8 protein-coding genes are annotated in these 6,421 nt (G+C 67.5%); 4 read left to right on the forward strand and 4 right to left on the reverse strand.

Annotation, left to right across the window (positions count from 1 at the left end):
• Positions 1-21: 21 nt before the first annotated feature.
• The gene (locus GFH49_RS25385; RefSeq protein WP_155058406.1) at positions 22-288 is read left to right on the forward strand and encodes a ribbon-helix-helix domain-containing protein; all 267 of its coding nucleotides are present in this window, start codon (positions 22-24) and stop codon (positions 286-288) included.
• Positions 285-689, forward strand: a complete 405-nt coding sequence (locus GFH49_RS25390) for a PIN domain-containing protein (RefSeq protein WP_230396484.1) — start codon at positions 285-287, stop codon at positions 687-689. The genes GFH49_RS25385 and GFH49_RS25390 overlap by 4 nt, the downstream gene beginning before the upstream one ends.
• 18 nt (positions 690-707) lie before the next feature.
• Here GFH49_RS25390 and GFH49_RS25395 read toward each other — a convergent pair whose 3' ends face one another.
• Together GFH49_RS25395 and GFH49_RS40375 are read right to left on the reverse strand one after the other, a co-directional pair.
• Positions 708-923, reverse strand: coding sequence for a hypothetical protein (locus tag GFH49_RS25395; RefSeq protein WP_155058407.1), 216 nt, complete (start codon positions 921-923; stop codon positions 708-710).
• Positions 920-1,126, reverse strand: a complete 207-nt coding sequence (locus tag GFH49_RS40375) for a hypothetical protein (protein WP_155058408.1) — start codon at positions 1,124-1,126, stop codon at positions 920-922. Before GFH49_RS40375 ends, GFH49_RS25395 begins: the two co-directional genes overlap by 4 nt.
• A gap of 116 nt (positions 1,127-1,242) precedes the next feature.
• Between GFH49_RS40375 and GFH49_RS25405 the strand changes: the two genes are divergently transcribed.
• Positions 1,243-2,076 (forward strand): helix-turn-helix domain-containing protein, encoded by an 834-nt coding sequence (locus tag GFH49_RS25405; RefSeq protein WP_155058409.1) that lies wholly within the window; start codon positions 1,243-1,245, stop codon positions 2,074-2,076.
• Positions 2,058-2,255, forward strand: a complete 198-nt coding sequence (locus GFH49_RS25410; RefSeq protein ID WP_155058410.1) for a DUF397 domain-containing protein — start codon at positions 2,058-2,060, stop codon at positions 2,253-2,255. Before GFH49_RS25405 ends, GFH49_RS25410 begins: the two co-directional genes overlap by 19 nt.
• A gap of 16 nt (positions 2,256-2,271) precedes the next feature.
• Here GFH49_RS25410 and relB read toward each other — a convergent pair whose 3' ends face one another.
• Both relB and GFH49_RS25420 read right to left on the reverse strand, forming a co-directional pair.
• Positions 2,272-2,598 carry a type II toxin-antitoxin system RelB family anti-toxin gene (gene relB / locus GFH49_RS25415; protein ID WP_155058411.1) on the reverse strand — a complete coding sequence of 109 codons (327 nt, stop codon included), beginning with the start codon at positions 2,596-2,598 and terminating at the stop codon, positions 2,272-2,274.
• A 145-nt stretch (positions 2,599-2,743) separates the two neighbouring features.
• A partial coding sequence (locus GFH49_RS25420; protein ID WP_155058412.1) for a chondroitinase-B domain-containing protein occupies positions 2,744-6,421 on the reverse strand: 3,678 nt, incomplete at its 5' end.

A 6,421-nucleotide genomic window follows, 5' to 3' on the forward strand; every position in this document is an offset into this window, starting at 1 on the left:
CACGACAGTAAGACTCTCCGTATGAGTCTAGAGCGTGTCACCATCACCATCCCCGGCGAAACACTCGAAGCGGTCAAGACGGCCGCCGAGCGCGAGGGCCTCAGCGTGTCCGCCTGGCTGTCCCGGGCAGCCGAACGCGCGGCGAAGATCGAGGCGGGGCTTGCGGCGGCGGAGGAGGCGATGGCCTATGTGGATCCGCCGACGCCGGAGGAGCGGGCATGGGTCCACGCCGTCATGGACGACGCCACCCGCCCCGCGGACGACTGCTCGCGAGGTGCCGCCGCGTGAGCACTTTGAAGCCGTTCCTGTACGACACCGGAGCACTGGTCGCCGCGGAGCGGAACCACGTCGCCTTCTGGCAAGCTCATCGCTCGTATCTGACTGCGGGCGGTGTACCCATGGTCCCCGCCCCTGTCATGTCCGAGACCTGGCAAAACGGCGCTCGCCAGGTGCAGCTGGCACGTCTGCTCAGCGGTTGCGACGTTCCAGCCCTGGACCGCGGTCTCGCCAGGAGCGTCGGCGAACTCTTGGGGCGGGCCGACGTGTCGGATCCGGTCGACGGCGCTGTCGCAGTCCTCGCCGCCCAGCTCGGAGCCAGGGTGTTCACGTCGGATCCCGACGACATCCAGCACCTTCTGGACAACATGGGCGAGGCGGGTAAGCGCGTCAGAATCTGGCCGCTGCACTGACCCGCACAGCGGCCACCGTCAGGGCACCTCACCCCGACTGCGCGCGTTCGCGTGCGCGGTCGCCGCGCTGAGCCGCTCCGCGGGCGTCGCACGCCGTACGGCGCCCGGCTCCGCGTCCCACTCCTTGCCGCCGCCGTACGGTCTCAACTGGACGTAGGGCCCCTCATGCCCCATGACGACGCCGAGCCGCCCGCTGCGGGTGTCCACGACATGTGCCCCGACCGGCGGCCTCACCGCACAACCGCCGCGAGTCGCTGCGCGGTCCCGACGGAGCAGCGGCCCAATTCGACGAGCGGACAGGGTGCCTCCCGCGCAAGACTCGCCGGGTCGATCCGCAGGGACGGCAGAATGATTCCTGCGTTTTCCAATGCTGCCCGCAATTCCTTCACTGCTTCCTCCGCCTCTTCGACGCAGAGCGCCGAGTGTCGTGCCGTCACGTGCTTCCCCTCTCTTTTCGGGTTCTACGCTTCACATCTCAAGGGTGACGTCTCACCTCTACACTCGGCAGGAGTCTGTGCTCTACAAGTGCACGGCAGCACAAGGGGGTTGAACTGTGGCCAACGGTTCACGTCAGGCGGCGTGGGAGTTCTTCGGTGCGGAACTGAAGCGGCGCCGGGAGGAAAAGGGGCTCACTCAGGTCGAGTTGGGGGCGCGTGTTTTCGTATCCGGCGGATACATCGGCCAGTTCGAACAGGCGATTCGGAAACCGCAACTGGATGTGGCGCAGCGGATCGACGGCATCCTACAAACCGACGGCTTTTTCGAACGGCTTTGGCGAAAGCTCATCAAGGAGCAGCCGTACACGGAGTACTTCGCGCATGTGGTCGAGCTGGAGCGGCTGGCGACGGAGATCTGTGAGTATGCGCCGACGGTTGTGCCGGGGCTGTTGCAGACACGGGGGTACGCAGAGGCGGTGTTCCTGGCGGGCAATCCGTTCGCCGCCGACGAATACATCGAGGAGCTGATCAAGGGTCGGACGGACCGGGCTCGACTCCTCAAGGACGCTACACGGCCCGTGTATTGGGTGGTCCTCCACGAGACAGTGCTGCGCATCCCGGTCGGTGGACCGGTGGTCATGGCGCAGCAGCTGGAACACATCGCAGCGATGATCCGGGAACGCACGGTGCTCGTGCAGGTGCTGCCGTTCTCGGCCGGGGCACACCGGGTGATGGGCAAGATGATGAAGCTCATGGAGTTCGAGGACGCCCCGCCAACTGTCTATACAGAGGGTGTGTTTTCGGGGAGTCTGCTGGACGAACCGGCGGTGGTGAAGCGCGTCCGAGCGTCCTACGATCACATCAGGGCCGCCGCGTTGTCGCCGGAGGCGTCCCAGGCCCTGATCGAATCGGCGGCGGAGGACTGCAGACGATGCGCGAGTACGACCTGACCAACGCCCGCTGGCGCAAGAGCGGCTACAGCGGCGGCGACGGCGGGGAGGACTGCATCGAAGTCGCCGACGGAGTCCCCGGCGTCGTCCCCGTCCGCGACAGCAAAGTGGCCGGCGGCCCCGTCGTCCTGATTGGCTCGGCGGCTTGGACGGCGTTCGTCGGCGCCGTCACGAGGTGACCGCCGACGCCCCGCGTCAGCCGACTTTGCGCAGTTCCCCGTCGCCGAAGACGGCTACCATCACCAAGCTGCCGCCCAGCGCCTCCACGTACCGCGCCACCACCTCCGTACCGGAGACCTGGCCGCTTTCGATCTGCGAGACCCGCCCCTTGCTCACGCCCATGCGCTCGGCCACCTGAGCCTGGGTGAAGCCGCGCTCCTGACGCATGTCGGCCAGGCGCCAGGCCCGCGCCTCGGCCAGCATGCGCTCGGCCCCGTCGAGAAAAGCCTCGCGGCCACCCGACAGCTCCTGTGCCCGCTCACGGTGCCCACTCTCCGACCACCTGACGCGTCGTCCGTTCACTGCCCCGCCTCCCTCTTCCGATCAGCCACGCGTTTAGCATTCACCAAACACGCTGGGAGCGCGACGTCGAGCCCGAACCAGGGACCTTTCCGGGCGCGACCGGTGGCGGGGATGACCCGCCACCGGTCCTACTGTGCGGCGCGTCCTACGCGGCGCCCGGCCCGACGTCCGTCGCGCTGAGCGGGGCCCGTGTGGCCGTGGACGAGGAGCGTTCGTCGGCGCCGGCGTCGATGCCGCCGGTGCGGGCCTGGCCGTCCATGTCGTCGGTCACGAAGGCGTGGTCGCCGGTGCCGGCGTCGACCGCCGGGCTGCCCGCACCGATCCGGTAGAGCGAACCGTCGGAGGTGAGCAGCGGGTCGGCCACCCTGACGGAGTCGGACGGCAGGGACACACCGACGGTCGCCGATCCGGTCGGCCATGCGATGTTCCCGGCGTAGGACATGTCCTGGGGCTTCTTGACCTCGTTGATCAGCTTGCCCTGGCTGCCGACGACCACGTTGTCGGCGATGACCGAGTCGACCGGGGCGAGGTTGTAGTTCGCGCCGATCTCGATGTTCGACACGTTGTTCACGAAGGTGTTGTTCACGACGGTCGCCCGGTAGACACGCCAGTGGGCGCTCAGCGCACCCGAGGTGTCCACGTCGCCGCCGTCGATCTGTACCGCGGCGTCGAAGCCGCTGCCGGTCAGGCCCTCAAAGTAGTTGTTGTAGATCTTGTGGTCCTGGCCGTAGATGCGGATCCCGCCAGTGCCCTCCTTGCCCTCCCCGAGGAAGAAGTTGCCGTAGAACTCGCCGCGGTCTCCGTGCCGTTGGGACAGAACGCCCTGCGAGGCGCGGAAGGTGTTGTAGCGGACGATGTTGTCGTCGCTCTTCACGGAGACGATCTCGGGGTCGCCGTCGCAGTTCTCGAAGAGGTTCGACTCGATGACGGTGAACCCGCTCGACTCGGAGATGCTGCTCTGGCCGACCCGGATGGCCTCCATCTCGTTCTCCGCGCGGGGGCCGATGTCACGGAAGTGGTTGTGGTCGATGCGGTCGTACTGTGACTGCTGGGTCTCGGATCCGTCGATGGTGATGAAGTTCCCGAGTTGGTGCTTCTCCTCGAACAGGTTGTGGTCGACCCGGTTGTGGTGGCTGTTCTCACCCTGGATGATCACCCACTTCAGCGAGGACTCCTCGGTCAGCCGGAAGTGGTTGCGGGTCAGCCGTACGTTGTTCGAGCGGGTGACCTTCAGCGAGTCGCTGTTGGTGAACTTCAGCCCTTCGAAGGTGACGTAGGAGGAGTCCGCCACCTCCAGCTGCCCGTCGTCGATCACCGCCTTGCCGCGGTTCTCCGCGACGACGGTGATGGGCTCGGCGGCCGTTCCGTTCTTGCCGGTCATCTTGCCGATCGAGTACGAGCCGTCCGCGAGCACGATGCGGTCCCCGGCCCGCGCGTCCGTAAACGCGCTCCTCAGCTCGTCCGAGTCCGCGACACGGACCGTACGGACGGGAGCCTGCTCCCCGTCGTCACCGTCCCCGCCGTCGTCTCCACCACCGTCGCCTCCGCCGCCTCCGTCATCGCCGCCGCCGCTGCCGTCGGCTCCGTAGATGTCGGTCTCGGTGATGCTGGTCCAGTCGTTGGTCGTGTTGCCGTGGCCGACGATCCGCACATAGCGGGCCGAGGCGTCGGCGAAGTCGTACGTCTGCTGCTCACGTGTGCTGCCGCTGCTGGTCTGCCGGTTCAGGACCGTCGTCCACGTCGATCCGTCGTCGGACAGCTGGACGTCGAAGGTGTTCTGTCTGCTGTCCCCCTGGTGCCAGGCGACCGACGCCGACCCGACGGTCCGCGTCGAGCCGAGGTCGTAGCGGATCCACGCCCCGTCGCCCTCGGACGACCAGCGGGTGCTCAGGTCGTTGTCCAGGGTGTTGGCCGGGACGTTGCCGTCATCGGGGCTCGCCGTGACGTCCTCGACCGGGACCGGAGAGGCCCCGCCGGGATCGGTGGGATCGGTGGGATCGGTCGGGTCGGTGGGGTCCTCGTCCGTGGGCTCGATGTCGTAGGTCCGGACCCAGTCGACCTCGAACACGGCCGGGCGCGGGTCGCTGTCGTCGGCGAAGTTGTCCAGCTGGATGATGAGATTCCCCAGGGGCATGTCCTGGATGTTCCCCCGGTCGTCGTTCGCGCCGCCCGACTCCCGGAACCACTCGACGCCGTCGACGTAACCGACCAACGCGTCCGGCGTCCACTCAAAGGCGAAGTTGTGCCACTGCGTCATGTCCACAGGGCAGAGTGTGGGGTTTTCCTTCTTGTCCGACGGGCTCTCCGGGTAGTGCAGGAACGCCGCGAGGCACTGCGCGTCGGGGTCCGAGTACTCGACCCAGTCGTACTCGCCGTCCTGGAGCCGCTCGTCCGAGGTGGGCCAGATCAGGTGCAGCGGGTGGTAAGGCTCGCCCTCCGAGCCGGTGTTGCGTGAGCGGGACCTGATTTCCCACCGGCCGTACTGGGTGTCACGGGCCTGCCTGATCCATCCCGTGTCGCCGTTCTCCTCGCCGCGCATGGTCAGCATGCCGTTGGCGACAGTGCTGTTCTTCCCGCACCGGCGGCCGTTTCCGCTGTGCCCCTCCCAGCACTGCTCCGTGCCGCCGACGCTGCCGGACGGTACGTCCCACTTCGCGGGGTCGACCGGGCCGGTGTAGTCGAACTCGTCGGACACCGGCAGCGGTGTGCCCCAGCCGTACCGCTGGGCGGCCTCGGTCGAGTCGCCGTCGCCCCCGTCATCCCCGCCGTTGCCGCCGTCGTCGCCTCCGTCGTCCTCGCCGTCGCCGTGCGTGACGTTCAGGTCGTAGATCTTCACCTGGCCGTAGTTGTCGTCGCTGCACGGCTCCGAGTTGTCGCAGTTGGCCTGCGTGTACGCGCCCGCCTTGAAGTAGGCGCCGGAGTAGTCCTTCGACAGCGTGGTCTGCAGCTCGCCGTTGTAGTAGACCCTGGTCTCGCCGTCGCTGACCTCGAACTTGGCCTGGAACCTCGTGCCCAGCTCGTAGTCGTCCGTCACCAGATAGTGATGCGGTTCGTCTTCGTCGGTGATCCAGAGCTTGCTGCCCTCCAGACGGAAGACGGTGACGTCGTCGTCGGCGTCGTGGATCTGCCCGGCTACGACGTACGGCCTCTCCTCGGGAACGTCCGTGATGGCCTGGTCGATCACCATCGTGTGGGTGCCGGACGTGGACGACCAACTCGCCTTGGTGTCCCCCGACGAGTCCGCCATCTCCCGCAGCTCCGAGCGCGGGTTGTTGGAGCCGCTGGTGGTGACCCCGTTGACCGGGGCGCGGAACCGGACGGCCGAGCAGTCGTCGGACGTGACGAACCACGGGTCGTTGGCGTACGTCGCGAGTTCCGGCTGGTAGACGTTGGTGGGGGACTCCTCCTCGCCCACCGGCAGCCCGATGTACCAGTTCGACAGGTCCAGCACGTCGGCCGGGTAGGGGCAGGAGCCGCCGCCACCGCCGTCTCCGCCGCCGCTGCCATCGGCTCCGTAGATGTCGGTCTCGGTGATGCTGGTCCAGTCGTTGACCGTGTTGCCGTGGCCGACGATCCGCACGTAGCGGCCCGAGGCGTCGGCGAAGTCGTACGTCTGCTGTTCAAGTGTGCTGCCGCTGCTGGCTTTCCGGTTCAGGACGGTGGTCCACGACGATCCGTCGTCCGACAGCTGGACGTCGAAGGTGCTGGTCCTGCTGTCGCCCCTGTGCCAGGCGAGCGACACCGACCCGACGGTCTGCGCCGAGCCGAGGTCGTAGCGGATCCACGCCCCGTCGCCCTCGGACGACCAGCGGGTGCTCAGGTC

The organism is Streptomyces blattellae, assembly GCF_009709555.1.
GTDB classification, from domain to species: domain Bacteria; phylum Actinomycetota; class Actinomycetes; order Streptomycetales; family Streptomycetaceae; genus Streptomyces; species Streptomyces blattellae.